This window comes from uncultured Maribacter sp. (assembly GCF_963977385.1).
Taxonomy (GTDB): domain Bacteria; phylum Bacteroidota; class Bacteroidia; order Flavobacteriales; family Flavobacteriaceae; genus Maribacter.
The window spans coordinates 477,547-493,549 of the sequence record NZ_CAXBOU010000001.1 but is presented as its reverse complement, the minus strand read 5'-3'; the positions used below and the strand labels follow the sequence as shown (position 1 = coordinate 493,549).

Annotated in this window: 15 protein-coding genes; 5 read left to right on the top strand and 10 right to left on the bottom strand. The window is 34.5% G+C overall.

Annotated elements, in window-relative coordinates:
- Positions 1 to 412: 412 nt before the first annotated feature.
- Entirely contained in the window at positions 413 to 973 is a 561-nt protein-coding gene (locus AAC084_RS02125) for a 5-formyltetrahydrofolate cyclo-ligase (RefSeq protein ID WP_339836262.1), read from the top strand.
- On the opposite strand, the gene AAC084_RS02120 is transcribed toward AAC084_RS02125, so the two are convergent.
- The 4 genes from AAC084_RS02120 to ileS all read right to left on the bottom strand — a co-directional run bounded on the left by AAC084_RS02120 (position 970) and on the right by ileS (position 6,119).
- Positions 970 to 1,635, bottom strand: a complete 666-nt coding sequence (locus AAC084_RS02120; protein WP_339836260.1) for a lipoprotein signal peptidase — start codon at positions 1,633 to 1,635, stop codon at positions 970 to 972. The two genes, AAC084_RS02125 and AAC084_RS02120, sit on opposite strands and share 4 nt — an antisense overlap.
- A gap of 33 nt (positions 1,636 to 1,668) precedes the next feature.
- The gene (locus AAC084_RS02115; protein ID WP_339836258.1) at positions 1,669 to 2,226 is read right to left on the bottom strand and encodes a hypothetical protein; all 558 of its coding nucleotides are present in this window, start codon (positions 2,224 to 2,226) and stop codon (positions 1,669 to 1,671) included.
- 101 nt (positions 2,227 to 2,327) lie between these two features.
- The gene (locus AAC084_RS02110) at positions 2,328 to 2,711 is read right to left on the bottom strand and encodes a TraR/DksA C4-type zinc finger protein (RefSeq protein ID WP_339836255.1); all 384 of its coding nucleotides are present in this window, start codon (positions 2,709 to 2,711) and stop codon (positions 2,328 to 2,330) included.
- A 3-nt stretch (positions 2,712 to 2,714) separates the two neighbouring features.
- Positions 2,715 to 6,119 (bottom strand): isoleucine--tRNA ligase, encoded by a 3,405-nt coding sequence (ileS, locus tag AAC084_RS02105; protein WP_339836253.1) that lies wholly within the window; start codon positions 6,117 to 6,119, stop codon positions 2,715 to 2,717.
- A 186-nt stretch (positions 6,120 to 6,305) separates the two neighbouring features.
- On the opposite strand from ileS, the gene AAC084_RS02100 reads away from it, so the two are divergent.
- The gene (locus AAC084_RS02100) at positions 6,306 to 6,677 is read left to right on the top strand and encodes a hypothetical protein (protein ID WP_339836250.1); all 372 of its coding nucleotides are present in this window, start codon (positions 6,306 to 6,308) and stop codon (positions 6,675 to 6,677) included.
- Between the two features lie 53 nt (positions 6,678 to 6,730).
- Here the strand turns inward: AAC084_RS02100 and AAC084_RS02095 are convergent, their stop codons facing one another.
- The 4 genes from AAC084_RS02095 to AAC084_RS02080 form a co-directional block, all read right to left on the bottom strand.
- A complete protein-coding gene (locus AAC084_RS02095) occupies positions 6,731 to 9,142 on the bottom strand; it encodes a TonB-dependent receptor (RefSeq protein ID WP_339836247.1) in 2,412 nt (803 codons plus the stop codon).
- Complete coding sequence (gene recO, locus AAC084_RS02090) at positions 9,135 to 9,863, bottom strand: DNA repair protein RecO (RefSeq protein ID WP_339836244.1); 729 nt, start codon at positions 9,861 to 9,863, stop codon at positions 9,135 to 9,137. Before recO ends, AAC084_RS02095 begins: the two co-directional genes overlap by 8 nt.
- 132 nt (positions 9,864 to 9,995) lie before the next feature.
- A complete protein-coding gene (gene gdhA, locus AAC084_RS02085) occupies positions 9,996 to 11,339 on the bottom strand; it encodes an NADP-specific glutamate dehydrogenase (protein ID WP_339836242.1) in 1,344 nt (447 codons plus the stop codon).
- Between the two features lie 161 nt (positions 11,340 to 11,500).
- Positions 11,501 to 12,655, bottom strand: a complete 1,155-nt coding sequence (locus AAC084_RS02080) for a cystathionine gamma-synthase (protein WP_339836240.1) — start codon at positions 12,653 to 12,655, stop codon at positions 11,501 to 11,503.
- An 84-nt stretch (positions 12,656 to 12,739) separates the two neighbouring features.
- Between AAC084_RS02080 and AAC084_RS02075 the strand changes: the two genes are divergently transcribed.
- Complete coding sequence (locus AAC084_RS02075) at positions 12,740 to 13,483, top strand: DUF4163 domain-containing protein (RefSeq protein WP_339836238.1); 744 nt, start codon at positions 12,740 to 12,742, stop codon at positions 13,481 to 13,483.
- On the opposite strand, the gene AAC084_RS02070 is transcribed toward AAC084_RS02075, so the two are convergent.
- Entirely contained in the window at positions 13,480 to 13,941 is a 462-nt protein-coding gene (locus tag AAC084_RS02070) for a DinB family protein (protein ID WP_339836236.1), read from the bottom strand. The two genes, AAC084_RS02075 and AAC084_RS02070, sit on opposite strands and share 4 nt — an antisense overlap.
- Before the next feature lie 140 nt (positions 13,942 to 14,081).
- Between AAC084_RS02070 and AAC084_RS02065 the strand changes: the two genes are divergently transcribed.
- Together AAC084_RS02065 and AAC084_RS02060 are read left to right on the top strand one after the other, a co-directional pair.
- Complete coding sequence (locus AAC084_RS02065; protein WP_339836233.1) at positions 14,082 to 14,435, top strand: ArsC/Spx/MgsR family protein; 354 nt, start codon at positions 14,082 to 14,084, stop codon at positions 14,433 to 14,435.
- Positions 14,432 to 15,337: a DMT family transporter gene (locus tag AAC084_RS02060; protein ID WP_339836230.1), complete on the top strand. Its 906-nt coding sequence runs from the start codon at positions 14,432 to 14,434 to the stop codon at positions 15,335 to 15,337. The genes AAC084_RS02065 and AAC084_RS02060 overlap by 4 nt, the downstream gene beginning before the upstream one ends.
- 29 nt (positions 15,338 to 15,366) lie before the next feature.
- On the opposite strand, the gene AAC084_RS02055 is transcribed toward AAC084_RS02060, so the two are convergent.
- Entirely contained in the window at positions 15,367 to 15,984 is a 618-nt protein-coding gene (locus AAC084_RS02055; protein ID WP_339836227.1) for an FCD domain-containing protein, read from the bottom strand.
- Between the last annotated feature and the right edge of the window lie 19 nt (positions 15,985 to 16,003).

The window sequence follows — 16,003 nt, the reverse complement described above, 5'->3', positions numbered from 1 at the left end:
ATATTATTTTAATCAAATATTAGTGAATCTTTAAATTAGTAACTCCCAAATTATTTAATTGATAATTTATGTTTTGAGATAAAAACATAATTAATTGATTTATAGCGTTTTATTATATTTTTATCCTTTCAATATTTACTAGTATGTTAATCTTTCTTAAAATTTATGCACTTTAACGATAAAAAGTGCCTTTCATAGATATCGTATTAATTATTTTACTTATTTTTAACTCAATAACAACACAAGTTAACTCAATAACAACACAAGTTAGTTCAATTATAATACAAGAATAATGGAAAGCTATATAATCACTTTAGGAACATATCTTATATTAATGTTATTTTTTAAAGTCTTTTTTGCTGTTGCAGGTAAAGAATAAATTAAATAATATTAGTGCTAAAACTACTTCATAATGTTGAAGAAGGATTTGCGCTTGAAATATTCAAGACTACGTAATTCGATTACCCCCGATATTATAACTCAGCAAAGTATAGTAATAGCAAATTCTGTTTTGCAACTACCTATTTGGGAAAATCAATATTTTCATATTTTTCTTCCAATTGAAAAAAAACTAGAAGTAGATACAGAAGGTATTATTTCTATTCTTCTTGGATTCGACAAAAACGTTATTGTGCCCAAGGTAATCTCTAGTTCTGAACTAGAACACTACTTACTTACCGACAATACGAAATTCAAAACAAACAACCTTAACATACCAGAACCAGTAGATGGCATTACGATATCAGCAAATAAACTTGATGTTGTGTTTATACCTCTATTGGCCTTCGATAGACTTGGCAATAGAATAGGGTATGGAAAAGGATACTATGATCGCTTTCTAAGTGAGTGTAAGCCTGATGTAGTTAAAATAGGTTTATCTCTTTTTGAGGCTGAAGATTTAATCGATGACATTTTACCTACCGACATTCCGTTAGATTATTGTGTTACACCAAAAAAAACGTACACCTTTTAATTTTCTTTATTCTGAAATGTATCCTCTTTTAATTCAGCAGACGTCTCTTCTTCCTGATTAAAGGCCTTTTTATTAAACACCAATAGAATACCAACCCCAGTACTTATTGCTGTATCGGCTATATTAAAAACTGGTTCGAAAAATCTAAAATTTTGACCTCCAACTCCTGGCATCCAACTCGGCCATGTAGTATCTACCATCGGAAAATAAAGCATATCTACTACCTTACCGTAAAACAGTTTGCCATAGGGTTCATCTGAAAACAGCGTGGCGACCTCGTTATAACTATCATTAAAACTTATGCCATAAAAAACAGAATCCAATATATTTCCTAGAGCTCCAGCAAAAATCAGTGACACCGCCCATATTAAAGTATTAGATGCTTTTTTCTTAATTACATCGAAAAGCCAATACCCTATTCCGAAAATTGCAAACAATCTGAAAATGGTAAGCACCAGTTTTCCTATATCATCAGAGATAGGTAAAATGTCGCTTAACTTGGCTCCCCAAGCAGCGCCTTCATTCTCAATAAACAGGATTTTAAACCAATTAAACACCTCAACAGATTCACCCAAAACAAAATGGGTCTTTATATAAATTTTACTCCATTGATCAATTATAAGTATCAATAAAATAAATAGTGCAGATTTTTTAATATTCATGGGCGTAAATCAATGAGGGCAAAAATATAAATATTATTCGGTTTTACTTAGTTGTATATTTCCAGTTACCGTTTGTAACCTGTAAATAGAAAATCCTTCAGGAATCGGATTAAACGAAACTTTGCCATATTTGCTCTTTGCATCTATATGTGCAGACTCTGCAAATACATTAATAAAACCACTTTGTGTTTTTACGCTGGCATTACCCATAATACTTTTGAGCTCGCATGCCCCGTCTGATAAGGAAATATTTAATTCTTTATATTTTCCTTCTATTACTACTCTAGAGTTAGTGCCATATATTTCAACATTCTTATAGAACGGAATTGTTAGCTTTAAAAGAATTGAAACTACTTTATGAGCACTTAATTTGTCGTTAGGATTTTCAAAACTAGGTGTAAAACCAGCTTCAATTATTAATGTTGATCCATTGGTGTTTACTTCTAAATCTAAATCTTGACTATACTCGCCTTCCATTTCAGCTTCAATGATAACATCATCACCTTGGCTTGTATGAATTTCAACTTCAAAACAATTAGCCGTATTAACTTGAACCAAACTAATGTTATCTGCAAAAATCGTTTTTTGCAACTTTTTTTGTGCCTTTAACCCAAAAGACACTAAGAGTAAACAATAAACAAAACAACTCTTCAAGGAATAGCTATTAAAAAACGCCCCTAAAGGCGTTTTGATTATGATTGCATGTTTTTAGCTTCTATGCTAAGCGTAGCGTGCGGCACTAATTTTAACCGCTCTTTATTGATTAGCTTACCTGTTACACGGCAAATACCGAAAGTCTTATTTTCGATACGCAATAATGCATTCTTTAGGTCACGAATAAACTTTTCTTGCCTAATAGCCAACTGCGTATTCGCTTCTTTGCTCATTGTCTCAGAACCTTCTTCGAAAGCCTTAAAGGTAGGTGAGGTATCATCCGTACCATTATTACCATCGTTCATATAGGAGCTTTTTAAAAGTTCTAAATGACTTTTAGCCTTTTCTATTTTAACCTCGATCAATTCTTTGAATTCTGCCAAATCTTTGTCAGAATACCTTACTTTTAAACCTTCTGCCATCTTTTAATGTTTTTCAATAAACAATTTAGTGTTCACCTCGTCAAAAGCAATTTCGATGCCTTTGTTCAGTTTTTCTTCAAAACTTAATTCTGCTGTTAAAGTTTCTGTTTTAATATAATCTAAATTATCCTTAACAGCTAATTCAACAAAACCATCTTTCAATATTTTAATTGCAATCTTATCTGTCACTTCAAAACCAGAATCTTTTCTGATATTTTGAATTCTATTAATCAATTCCCTAGCGATACCCTCGTTTCGTAAATCTTTGTTAATGGTAACATCTAAGGCAACTGTTAATTTACCAGATGTTGCCACCATCCAACCCTCAATATCTTGAGAAGTGATTTCTACATCCTGTAACTGTAAATTAATGCTTTTATTCTCCAATTGGATTGTTAATTCGCCATCCTGCTCAATTTTTTGGATATCATCCTGATTAAAAGCACCCACTTTTTGAGCAATTTCTTTCATTTCTTTACCAAACTTAGGGCCTAACGTCTTGAAATTCGGCTTTATACGTTTTACCAAGATACCCGATGCATCGTCAAGCAATTGAATTTCCTTTACATTAACTTCAGATTTAATTAGTTCTGAAACTGCTTCAATTTCTTCCCTATCCTTATTATCCAATACAGGAATCATAATTTTCTGTAATGGCTGACGTACTTTTATTTTTTCTTTTTGACGGATAGATAATACTAAAGAGGATATAACCTGTGCTTTCTGCATTTTCACCTCCAAGCTTTTATTGATAAGTGATTCATCAGCAACCGGAAAATCTGCTAAATGCACACTTTCAAACCCATCTTTTACAGTTGCTTTGTTTAAATCGAGGTACAAACGATCCATAAAAAATGGAGCTATTGGAGCAGATAATTTTGCCACAACATCTAAACAAGTGTATAATGTTTGATATGCCGCAATTTTATCTTGAGCATATTCACCTTTCCAAAAACGTCTTCTACACAAACGCACATACCAATTACTTAGATTTTCTTGAACAAAATCTGATATCGCTCTCGCTGCACGTGTTGGCTCATACTCATCGTACGCCGTATCAACAACTTTTATCAAAGAATTCAATTCAGATAATATCCAACGGTCTATCTCAGTACGTTCAGACATTGGCACATCTTCTTCAGAATAAGTAAACTTATCTAAGTTTGCATATAGACTAAAAAAGGAATACGTATTATAAAGTGTTCCGAAAAACTTACGCTTTACTTCCGCTATACCTTCTGTATCGAATTTTAAATTATCCCATGGGTTGGCATTACTGATCATATACCATCTTGTAGCATCTGCACCATGTTCATCCATAGTCTCGAAAGGATCAACCGCATTGCCCAATCGCTTAGACATCTTTTTACCTTCCTTGTCCAAAACGAGTCCGTTAGAAACTACATTTTTGTATGCAACAGAGTCAAAAACCATAGTCGCTATTGCGTGCAGTGTATAGAACCATCCACGTGTTTGATCTACTCCTTCAGCAATAAAATCTGCAGGAAAGGTCTTTCCTTCATCTATTAAATCTTTATTTTCAAATGGATAATGCCATTGTGCATAAGGCATAGATCCACTATCGAACCACACATCTATTAAATCGCTTTCGCGCTTCATTGGCTTACCTGATTCAGAAACCAAAGTGATCTGATCAACTATATTTTTATGTAGATCTATTTTATCATAGTTCTCTTCAGACATATCGTCAACAACAAAATCAGCATAGATGTCTTTTTCTAAAACTCCGGCTTCAACAGCTTTTTCCATTTCTGATTTAAGTTCTGCCACTGAACCAATTATTATCTCTTCTTTACCGTCTTCTGTTCTCCAGATTGGCAAAGGAATACCCCAATATCTTGATCGAGATAAATTCCAATCATTGGCATTTGCCAACCAATTACCAAATCTTCCTTCTCCGGTAGCTTTAGGTTTCCAATTGATCGTTTGATTCAATTCAAACATTCGATCCTTAACATCGGTCACCTTAATAAACCAAGAATCTAATGGGTAATACAATATCGGCTTATCGGTACGCCAGCAATTAGGATAACTGTGAACGTATTTCTCAACCTTAAATGCTCTATTATCTTCCTTTAAGCGTATCGCTATCTCAACATCAACCGAACGTTCTGGTGCTTGACCATCTTCGTAATATTCATTTTTGACATACTTACCACCTAATTCTTTTAACTCAGGTCTAAATTTTCCTTGTAAATCTACAAGTGGCACCAAATTTCCATTGTCATCCAAAACTAACATTGGCGGTATTTCTGGGACCGCTTGTTTTGCCACTAAAGCATCATCTGCCCCAAAAGTTGGTGCAGTATGTACTATACCGGTTCCGTCTTCGGTTGTAACGAAATCTCCAGCAATTATTCTAAATGCATTCTCGGCATTTTCATAAGGTAGTACATAGTCTAATAGCTGTTCGTATCGAATACCTAATAAGTCTTTTCCTTTAAATTCTTTTTCTTTTACTATATAAAAAGGAATTTTCTTATCTCCAGATGTATAATCCAATAATTCAGACTTCTCTGAAACCTCTATGAACTTTCCTGCAAATTGCTTTCCTACCAAACTCTTGGCAAGTATAACATTCATAGGTTCAAAAGTGTATTGATTATAGGACTCAACCAAAACATAATCTATTTTTGGCCCTACGGTCAAAGCTGTGTTCGAAGGCAATGTCCAAGGTGTAGTCGTCCATGCTAAAAAGTATATTGTTCCTTCGTTCTGTAAAAACTCAGGTAAACTTTTCTCAACAGCCTTAAATTGTGCCGTTACCGTTGTATCAGTTACATCTTGGTAGGTACCTGGTTGATTCAGCTCATGTGAACTAAGACCCGTACCCGCTTTTGGCGAATAGGGTTGTATCGTGTATCCCTTATAAATTAATCCTTTCGAATAGATTTCTTTAAGTAACCACCATACGGTTTCCATGTATTTGGATTTGTAAGTGATATATGGATCTTCCATATCTACCCAATAACCCACTTTTTCAGTCATGGAATTCCAAACATCGGTATATCTCATTACTGCTTTTTTACAAGCAGCATTATAATCTTCTACCGATATCTTAACTCCTATATCCTCTTTGGTAATACCTAACTCCTTTTCAACTCCCAATTCAATTGGTAGTCCGTGCGTATCCCAACCAGCTTTTCGTTTAACCTGAAAGCCTTTCATGGTTTTGTACCTAGGAAATATATCCTTTATCGTACGCGCCATTACGTGGTGTATACCAGGCATACCGTTTGCTGATGGTGGACCTTCATAAAATACATAACTATCTTTCCCCTCTCGGGTAGAAATACTTTTTTCAAAAATGTCATGCGTTGACCAGTAGTCAAGTATCTCTTCTGCGACCTTTGGTAAATTCAAACCTTTATATTCTGCGAACTTCATACGAAATGCTTATGGTACTGGATTTTTAAGGCTGCAAAATTATAAAATTTAGATTTAATTTGAGTGAATTGACGACACTGATATATCCCTAACTAACTGATTAGATTAAATAATAGCAAGTTTAACGTCTAAAATGCAATTTGTACCGTATATAACTCCAAACAATAACCATTTTAACGTAACACGATGAAAAAAGTAATTTTAGGATCATTAACAATTTTAGCATTAAGTATGTCATTTTCTTGTAGAGATACTGCTGATAAAGCTAAATCTGCAACTGAAGAGGCTGGCGCTGCATTAGAAGAGGCTGGTGAAGATTTAAAAGAAGCTGGAAAAGATTTAGAAAAAGCTGGCGAAGGTGCAATGGATGCTGCTAAAGAAGCAAGCGAAGATGCAATGGAAGCTGCTGAAGACGCTGCAGAATCAGTAAAAAAAGCTGGTGAAAATACTATGGATGCTGCTAAAAAAGCAGGTGAAGACGTAAAAAAAGCAGCTAACGATGCAGCTGATAAAGCAGCAAAAAAAGCTAACGATATAGAAAAGGCAGTTAAAAACTAAATTTAACTACCCTATAATTTTAAAAGACCCGTTCGATACGGGTCTTTTTTTGTTTAAAAATGATAGCCTATTCCTAGAATAATATTTCGCCCCGGTGCTACTATACCCGATGAGTATGTTCTATAGCGTTGATCCGTTATATTCTCAAAACTAGCGGTTGCTTTTAAACGATTAGTAATATCATATTGTGACCGAAAGTTCAACGTATACCAAGAAGGCGCATATGGATTACCATTTTCATCTATTGCGTATATATATTCTTTAGATTGCTCTGACATTGCGAGATCTTCATACTTTATTTCACCATTATAATTCACAAACAAGTCTGCACGAAGTCTTTGATTTTTCCAAACAACATGAAAATCTCCAAAAGATGGCGCCGCATGTCGCGCAGGGGTTTCTGTACCATCATCTTCCTCTTCCACACCTTCTGTTATTGTAAAATTAGAGGATAAAGACCACTGCTCTGTAAGGTAAGCTTCTAAACCAAATTCAAAGCCGTATACATAAGCTTTAGCCGCGTTCTGTATTGCCTGAACATTACTAAGCTCACCTCCATATTCAATTTCAGAAACACCGTTATAACTAAAATCGCGCCGAACTAATGCATCTACTAAATACGTGTAGTATGCAGCTCCTTTTAAAATAATTTTATCATTAATATTCCGTTGAATACCAATTTCAGCATTATACGCATATTCAGGTTCCAAATCTGGATTAGGAACTACTACTGACCCAGGTTCAGAGTCAAAAATTTTTCCTACATCATCTATATTTGGAGCTCTAAACCCAGTTGACCCATTCAAAGTGATTTGAAGATTTGCCCTAGGAAACCAACTTAAGCCTAAACTACCCGTTAAAGCTCCAGTACTTAAATCTGCTGACTCAAAAGGGAAGTTGTAAAATGTATCATCAAAAACAGCATCGACCCAAACATGGCTGTAACGTAAGCCAGACATAATAGTAACATTAGGTTTTGCCTTATATTCTCCATTTACGTACCCTGCTAAGCTTTGCCATGTAGAGCCGTCTGGATAACGAGAAGCGGCTTCAGTTTTTATATCTGTTGAAATATTTAAATCACCACCACTGGACCTTACCTTATTGAAAATATACTCGCCCCCATAATACAAACGAAAATCACCCATCTTCTTATTCTCAAAATCAACATTCATATTCACAGCATCTACTTTTTCCATCGTTGTATTTAAGATAGCATCTTGGAAATCGCGACTATTTCTACTTTCTTCAAAATGTTGATAGGCAAGTCCTAATTTTAATCCATCATAAAACTTACCGTTTCCTTTTTTTTGAATTTGAGCATTTCCCATAAACCACTTCTGCGGACCATAGTACCATTCAGCCGATCGTAGCCCCAAACCATCACTTGTGGGCCTAATCAATCTATCATATCTAGAATAATCTGAAGTTTCTGAATAGTAAGCACCAAGATTTAAATCCCATTTCGAATTGGGCTTAAATAAAAACTTTTGCATCAAGTTTATTTGGTCGTAGCCGGTAGGAATTTGTTTTTCAGGTGAGTTGTTATTCACTAATTCATCTACACCATTCGTTGTTCGAACAAAGGTATTTCGTAAATAAGAATTAGGACCATGAGACCCCATTCGTAAATCTTGAAAAATATTATAGCTAATACTTGTTAAGGAAGACCAATACTTTTTACCAATATTTATATCTGCATGAATAGTGTTTTCCAAATTTGCAGAGGCAAACCTATAATTGGCATTTCCATGTATTAAAATACTATCGTTCTGACTTAAGATAGGTTTCTTGGTATAGAAATTCATTACCCCACCAATAGCATCACTACCATAAATAACTGATCCAGGCCCGAAAATTATCTCTGTATTCTTAATCGTAAAAGGGTCTATCGATATTACATTTTGAACATTTCCTCCTCTAAAAATTGCGTTGTTCATTCGCACGCCATCAACAGAAAGCAATAATCTATTAGTTGCAAAACCCCTAATCATTGGGCTTCCGCCTCCTAATTGGCTTTTCTGAACAAAAACCTTACCACTGTTTTGAAGTAAATCTGCAGAAGTTTGTGGCGCTGAAAAGGCAATTGACCGAGCATCTAGAGAAATAATTTTATTGGGTATATCTCTTTTTTGTTGCTCCCATTTAGAAACAGACATGACCACCTCGTCTAATTGCTGGGCCTTCATAATCAAAAATACCTTTTGACCTTGTCTTCTAATTTGTAATTTGTTCGACTTATACTCCTCATAACCTAAATGTCTTAAAATAAGACGCTCCTTGTCATTGAAAATTGAACCATCAATTACACCATCAAAATTAGATAATGCCACCTTAGACTTATCTTTATTAAAGACGGCAACATTCGGGATAACTTCCCCACTATCCGCATCTAAAACAGTTATTTCCTGAGCTTGACTAAAAGAAGTTACCAAAAATAATACGACAAATAGAAACTTATACATAGGAATTGAACACTTCATTTAACACGGCAAGTGATTTTGGTTTCCTGAAACCTTGTAAGTGTAATTCAAAATATAGTATCAGGGATTTCAACAATTCTTGACGGTTGATTTTTTTCATCTTTACGGAATGAATAGTATCAAAATTTATGCCCAAGAAGGTTTTGAAATAATAAATATTTTCACCCCTTAGCATTGGGTTCAATGATTCTACAGAAACAAATTCACCTTCTAACAAATCAAAATATGGCTTATCTATCTGATATACATCAGGATAAAACCCTAAAAACTTAGTGATTGATAGCATAAAAAATAGATGAAAATTAGCAACATCTTTATGCATATCCATCCATTGCAACGATGCTTCCAAAAATTCGAACAATTCTGCATTTTGCTCCTCTTCACGTATGCTGTTCATCAATAACTCTGCTAAAAACAAGGTCATTGCATTTTTAGCCATATCAGCATAAAGAGTTTGATAATGATAATACACCTTAGCTTCGCGTAGTGTTTCTAAAGTCCCTTTATTTCTATGGTTAGCTACAATCTCTAATTGTGTTAAGGGTTGAAAATAGGCAGTCTTTAATTTTCCTTTTTTAGAAGATAGCACACCTCTTAATAAATAAGATTTTATACCGTCAGAGGCTGTAAAGGCCTTTACAATAAGACTTGTGTCGCCATACTTTATCGCAGAAAATACTATCGCCTTTGTCTTTACCTGCATATTGAGCCATCTATTTCAACAAATATAATAGTTTGTACAATGGCTACGATATCATGCATAAAAAATGCGAGGCTCTAAAATAGAACCTCGCATTAATATAAATACCCAAATGTATTGGTATGTATTTAAGAATTAAATAACCCCTTGGGCAAGCATTGCATCGGCAACTTTTACGAAACCAGCGATATTGGCTCCTTTTACATAGTTACAGAAACCATCTTCTTCTTTACCATATTCGATACATGAGGCATGAATATCTTCCATAATATCTTTAAGTCGCTCATCAACTTCTTCACGTGTCCAGCTAATTCGTAATGAATTCTGAGACATTTCTAAACCAGAGGTTGCAACACCACCTGCATTTGAAGCTTTACCTGGTGCAAATAATATTTTTGCATTGTTGAATACATGAACAGCATCTGTATTACAAGGCATATTCGCCCCTTCTGCAACACACATACATCCATTTTTCAAAAGCTTTTTAGCATCTTCTTCATTCAACTCATTTTGAGTTGCACAAGGTAATGCGATATCACATTTTACATTCCAAGGAGTTTTACCTTCATGAAACTCTGCAGATGAATACTTATCTACGTATTCAGAAATACGTCCTCTTTTATTGTTCTTTAAGTTCATAACAAAAGCCAACTTATCATTATCCAAGCCATCTTTATCATAAATAAATCCACTAGAATCTGAAAGTGTTACCACTTTAGCTCCTAATAAAATTGCTTTTTCAGCAGCATATTGTGCAACGTTTCCTGAACCAGAAATAACAACGGTTTTACCTTCAAAAGTTTCATTCTTGGTCTTAAGCATACTTTCAGCGAAATACACTGTACCATAACCTGTTGCTTCGGGTCTAATTTTAGAACCTCCCCAAGACAAACCTTTTCCGGTAAGTACACCAGTAAACTCGTTACGAATCTTTTTGTACATACCAAAAAGGAATCCTATTTCACGAGCGCCAACACCAATATCTCCTGCAGGTACATCTGTATTCGGACCAATATGCCTATTTAATTCTAACATAAAGGCATGGCAAAAACGCATTACCTCATCATCTGATTTACCTTTAGGGTCAAAATCAGAACCACCTTTACCACCACCCATAGGTAGCGTGGTAAGGCTATTTTTAAATACTTGTTCGAAAGCCAAGAATTTTAGAATACTTGCATTTACTGTTGGGTGAAAACGCAAACCGCCTTTATACGGGCCAATTGCAGAGTTCATTTGTATTCTATACCCACGGTTTACATGTATTTCCCCAGCATCATCTACCCACGCTACTCTAAAAGAAAGCAAACGCTCTGGCTCAACCATTCTCAAAAGAATGTTCTTACCATTATATATCTCTTGTTTTGCGATATATGGGATTACCGTTTCTGCTACTTCTTGTACCGCTTGTATGAATTCTGGTTCGTGACCGTTTCTAGCGGTAACCTCATCCATAAATGCTTTTATTTTATCTTCCATAAAGCTATTTACTCTTGGTTAAAATTATTGATTTCAAAATATAACGGCAAAATTATGTTATTTATGTAATTTGATAGCTTATTTTTTTAAAAATCAATAAAATTTGTTGTTTTAGCAACAAACTACCTAATCTTGATATGTAAAATTTAATGAATTGCGCATTATCCTATTGCCTGCTCTAAATCAGCTATCAAATCTTCCGAATCTTCTATACCCACACTAAGTCGTATTAATGCATCAACTACTCCGCTTTTTTCACGTTCTTCTTTTGGTATACTAGCATGAGTCATACTTGCGGGATGCCCAGCTAAACTTTCAACACCACCTAATGATTCAGCTAGAGTAAAAACCTGTAAACGCTCTACAACCTTGATAGCATCTTCATAATTGCTCCCTTTCGGTACAAATGAAATCATACCACCGAAATCTTTCATCTGCTCTTTCGCAACTTTATGATTAGGGTGATCACTAAACCCTGGCCAATACACTTTTTCAACTTTAGAATTATTTTTAAGGTATTCAGCTACTGCTCTACCATTTTCACAATGGCGCTGCATTCGTACATGAAGTGTTTTTATTCCTCTTAAAACTAAAAAACTATCCATAGGTCCACAAACAGCACCACTTGCGTTTTGTATGAAATAGAGTCTGTCTGCTAATTCCTTATCATTAACGACTAAAGCCCCAACAACCGTATCACTATGTCCGCCAAGGTATTTCGTTGCTGAATGCATTACGATATCTGCACCTAATTGTAAAGGCATCTGTAAATACGGAGTTGCGAAAGTATTATCGACCGCCAAAAGAATATTCTTATTTTTAATTAACCTGGCTACTGCTTTTATATCAATGATATTCATCATAGGGTTTGTTGGTGTTTCTACCCAAACCAATTTGGTGTTCTTATTAATTCTGTCGCGTATGGCATCTGCATCTTGCATACCAACAAAATGAAAAATAATACCAAACTTTTCAAATATCTTTTTGAAAATCCTATACGAACCTCCATAAAGGTCACTTGTCGAAATCACCTCATCACCCGGTTCTAATAATTTAATAACTGCATCAATAGCTGCAAGACCGCTACCAAATGCCAAGCCAAATTGACCATCTTCGATACTTGCCAAAGAATTTTCTAAAGCAGTTCTAGTAGGATTCGCACTTCTTGAATACGCGTATCCCTTATGACCGCCAGGTGTTGTCTGTGCATATGTAGATGTTTGATAAATAGGAGGCATTACTGCCCCATATGCCTTATCTGGTTGTTGACCACCGTGAATTGTCTTTGTATTAAACTTAAAATTATTAGCAGCCATTTTAAAGTATTTCTTACACAAATGTATTGTTATCTATTGGAGAATACAACGAAGGTGTATTTTTACATTAAATCTAATTTTCTCATGAAATCAAAGCTTCTTTACCTACTTATATCTATTTCACTTATTGCTTGCAATAATGAGGAGTCACTCACTTTTGAAACACTTACTGTTTCTAACGACACCTGTGAAAATTGCACTTTAGTCTCAATTGAAATTCCTAAAGCATTAGGTCGAAATAAATTAAGTGAAACAATAAATATCGCCTTACGAGAAGAAATTATTGCTTTGTTGAATTTTGATGAAGAAAGTAATGCTAATAGTATTAAAGGAGCTACCGAAGCATTTATAAAGGATTATGAAGAACTTAACGTCAAATTCCCTGAGGAATCGATGCCTTGGGAAGCCAAAATCTATGGCACCATACTTTTTGAAAACAAGGATGTAATAACCATAAAATTAGAATCATACATTTACACTGGTGGTGCACATGGTTATGGAACCAATAGGTTTTTAAATTTTGATATAATCAACGGAGCTGAATTAGATCGTCAAGATTTATTTAAAAACGAAGATAAATTCAAGGCATTTACCGAAATTATCTTTAGGAAGCAGGAGAATGTGCCAGCAGACGCAACGATTAATAGTACAGGATTTATGTTTGAAACTGAAAGTTTCTATTTGCCAGATAATATTGGTTATACAGATAAAGGATTATTATTATTTTATGAACCCTACGAAATCGCATCTTTTGCCGATGGCCCTATTCTATTGACAATACCTTACACCGATGCAAATACCTTTCTAAAATTTGCTATAAAGCCTTAACCAACATGCCTTAGTAATAGAATAATTGCCCCAATATGTAACCCTTCATGAAATAAATTAAAGGCAATGGCATCATCAATATTTTTTAGAGTAACCCTTGCACTAGTTGTATACTCTTTATAATCTTGAAACAATTCGGTATCATAATCTTCCTTCAACCATTCAGCTGTAGAGATTAAAAAATCTGCAACCATCATTATTTCCTCATCAGTCGCCGTGCCATCAGGAGTCGTTCCTTTCATAAACTTAGCCACCAGTTCTTCAGGTACACGCATTTGAAGTCCACTAAATTTATACTGCAAAACCTGCTGTGTAACCACAGTGTGAGCTATATTCCAAAATATATTGTTATTGAAGCCTACTGGAATTTTTAAAAGCTTTTCTTTAGGAGTTTTTGTTAGTATTGCGTGTAAATTTTTACGGTTCTGTAAGGTGATTTCAAATAAATTCTTAGACATTATTTCACATTTAAAGGAGCATAAAAATAGTACAATTAATGGGAAATAAGTTTCTTTGTATACGATAAGACTCATTAAACATGTGTGATTTAAACCAATTTCAGGTTTGAAAAACAATAATAACAGCAACACAATACAGCATGAAAAAAATATATCACTTAAGCACTTGTTCCACATGCCAACGAATTATTAAGGAATTACAACCACTTAATGATTTTGTACTACAAGATATCAAGTCTGAAGCTATTACAAAGTCTCAGTTAGAGGAAATGCACGCTTTGTCGAATAGCTATGAGGCATTATTTAGCAAAAGAGCCATTCTTTATCGTGAGCGAAACTTAAAAGAGCAAAATCTTACCGAAGATGATTTTAAGGCTTTAATTTTAGAACAGTATACTTTTTTAAAACGCCCTGTTATTATTGTTGACAACCAAATATTTATTGGTAATAGTAAAAAGGTGGTAGAGGCCGCTAAAAAGGCCATTCATTCGTGAATAAAAGATTATTAGCAATCATCGCAGCTTTAGGAGCCACCACTATTTACGGCCTTAACCATACTATTGCAAAAGGGATAATGCCACATTATGTGCAACCTTTTGGTTTTATTATTTTAAGGGTGTTAGGTGCTGCAATTTTATTTTGGCTCATTTCTCCTTTTGGTCCTAAAGAAAAGATTGAACGCAAAGATTATTTGAGAATGATATTTTGTGCCTTTCTAGGAATGGGTTTAAATATGCTCGTATTCTTTAAAGGATTATCCTTATCCACACCTATTAATAGTGCCGTTTTAATAACGACCACACCCATTGTTGTTCTTGTTTTATCTGCAATAATTTTAAAGGAAAAAATTTCAAGTAGAAAAATATTAGGAATCGGCATAGGCCTATTAGGTGCTTTAGGCTTAATTCTTTATGGATCAGAGTTACGCCAGGATGCCCCAAATATTCCAATGGGAAATTTTCTTATTTTTCTTAATTCTATATTTTATGGCTCTTATTTGGTTGTTGTAAAGTCCCTTATTACCAAATATCACCCTTTTACGTTTATGAAATGGTTGTTCTCTTTGGGCGTACTCATCTGTTTACCATTCGGGTATCAAGAATTTATACAAATAGAATGGACTACTCTCCCTTTTGAAGCCTATTGGGGAATTGCATTTGTAATTCTAGGAACAACATTTTGCACCTACCTTTTTAATATTTTTGCTTTGACCCAACTCAAAGCTTCTACCTTGAGCGCGTTTGTTTACGTTCAACCTTTGGTAGGAATTGGGTATGCCATTCTTACTGGGCAAGACAAACTCACCTTAGTTAAAGTTGTTGCCGCATGTTTTGTATTGGCCGGTGTATACCTTGCCAGTAGAAAACCAAATAGATTTTATCTAAAGTCAAAATAGAATAACCCCAAAGGTTAGGTATTCCTTAATTAAATATGTGATTTTCTTGCATTCTCAAGATGTAACTGTATTGCCTTAACAGCCATATCTTCATCTCTATGATGCATTGCAGATACAATATTCAAATGTTCTTGCATGATTATTTTCAACGGTCTTACGAGACCTACAAGATCCATAAATGGCAATATTTTTGCAGTCTTAAATAATTCATACATCTTTCTATTTCCACAATTTTTGGCGATGAATTCATGAAAATATCTGTCGATTTTATGGAACACATACGCATTCTGTGGTCCTTTTTCGAAAGGAACCAATAAATTACGCAAATCGTCAATTTTAGATTGCGAAGCATTACGTGTAAATAATTTGACGGTCATTGTTTCTAATGCTATTCTACATTCGAACATTTCAGAAATTTCTCGCTCACAAAGCTCACGAACCTCAAGCCCATTCTGTAACGTACCTACCAACAAAGATTCTTCTTGTAATTGTAACAGTACCACGGGTATGGTATCATTTTTAATGTTTAGGGTATGCGTTAATCTATGTTGAGTAATTAATTGACCTGGTGCCAATTTCTTAGTAACAATCAATTTCTTCACTTTCCCGTATGTCTCTTGAAATAGTTCTTCAGGTATGCTGACCATAGCGTAAATATAATAAAAT

Bases quoted from the DNA above. Each gene is read 5' to 3' on its own strand.
- AAC084_RS02075 (WP_339836238.1), top strand. From the start codon at position 12,740: ATGAAATCAAAGCTTCTTTACCTACTTATATCTATTTCACTTATTGCT.
- ileS (WP_339836253.1), bottom strand. From the start codon at position 6,119: ATGAAGTTCGCAGAATATAAAGGTTTGAATTTACCAAAGGTCGCAGAA.
- recO (WP_339836244.1), bottom strand. From the start codon at position 9,863: ATGCAGGTAAAGACAAAGGCGATAGTATTTTCTGCGATAAAGTATGGC.
- AAC084_RS02125 (WP_339836262.1), top strand. From the start codon at position 413: ATGTTGAAGAAGGATTTGCGCTTGAAATATTCAAGACTACGTAATTCG.
- AAC084_RS02070 (WP_339836236.1), bottom strand. From the start codon at position 13,941: ATGTCTAAGAATTTATTTGAAATCACCTTACAGAACCGTAAAAATTTA.
- AAC084_RS02080 (WP_339836240.1), bottom strand. From the start codon at position 12,655: ATGGCTGCTAATAATTTTAAGTTTAATACAAAGACAATTCACGGTGGT.
- AAC084_RS02065 (WP_339836233.1), top strand. From the start codon at position 14,082: ATGAAAAAAATATATCACTTAAGCACTTGTTCCACATGCCAACGAATT.
- AAC084_RS02100 (WP_339836250.1), top strand. From the start codon at position 6,306: ATGAAAAAAGTAATTTTAGGATCATTAACAATTTTAGCATTAAGTATG.
- AAC084_RS02095 (WP_339836247.1), bottom strand. From the start codon at position 9,142: ATGTATAAGTTTCTATTTGTCGTATTATTTTTGGTAACTTCTTTTAGT.
- AAC084_RS02055 (WP_339836227.1), bottom strand. From the start codon at position 15,984: ATGGTCAGCATACCTGAAGAACTATTTCAAGAGACATACGGGAAAGTG.
- AAC084_RS02110 (WP_339836255.1), bottom strand. From the start codon at position 2,711: ATGGCAGAAGGTTTAAAAGTAAGGTATTCTGACAAAGATTTGGCAGAA.
- AAC084_RS02120 (WP_339836260.1), bottom strand. From the start codon at position 1,635: ATGAATATTAAAAAATCTGCACTATTTATTTTATTGATACTTATAATT.
- gdhA (WP_339836242.1), bottom strand. From the start codon at position 11,339: ATGGAAGATAAAATAAAAGCATTTATGGATGAGGTTACCGCTAGAAAC.